The sequence below is a fragment of the Oleiphilus sp. HI0132 genome, assembly GCF_001635845.1.
The window spans coordinates 1-651 of record NZ_LWGJ01000541.1 but is presented as its reverse complement, the minus strand read 5'-3'; the positions used below and the strand labels follow the sequence as shown (position 1 = coordinate 651).

At 41.3% G+C, this 651-nt stretch carries 1 protein-coding gene; it reads right to left on the bottom strand.

The genetic code is table 11. The features are described from left to right. The coding region (locus tag A3766_RS06470; protein ID WP_156508737.1) for a lipocalin family protein at nucleotides 1-562 on the bottom strand (562 nt) is incomplete at its 3' end. Nucleotides 563-651 lie beyond the last annotated feature (89 nt).

The window sequence follows — 651 nt, the reverse complement described above, 5'->3', positions numbered from 1 at the left end:
CTTGAAAACTCCAGGAAAATGAAAAAGACGAGCCATCATTTTCATCTCCGTTGGTAGCGCCCGTATTGTTAGCAAAGAACTCAATAGAGCAGAAAGGGCAGTCTTCATAGTAGAATTCTTTAGTGAGATCACTTAACGAAGGTTGAATTGCTTCTACTGCACAATGCCTGATATGACTGACATCGTCTTCAGGAAGTTGGAAGCAGTATTGGCCCTGTTCGATCGCAGACTCTCTAAAGGTAAGTGTTTCATCGGCAAGGTAAACAATTACCTCGTTATTTACCACTGCCCATGTACCGCTCGTTACGCTCGCTAAACGTGAATCGTTATCATCGTTTCCGGTGAATTCAAAGGTCATGTCAGAGAAAAAACTGAAGATAACATAGGTATCATCGCCAAGGTCGTCGATAAAAGCCTTGCCACAGAGGTCTGACTCGGAAATTGTGTCGGAGCTATTATCTGGCTCGGGGCAATCAGGCAGTGTTATATTTTTACTGTCAGAGCCACAAGCAGACAAAAATAAAATTAAAGTGATTAGTGCGAATAGTTTAGACGCAGTCATAGTGTCGTTTCTCAAAATTTGATTATAAAGAGGATTTATTTATAGCTTTCGCATAAGCACGAAAGCGTGAAGAGTTTTATCGACAGAAC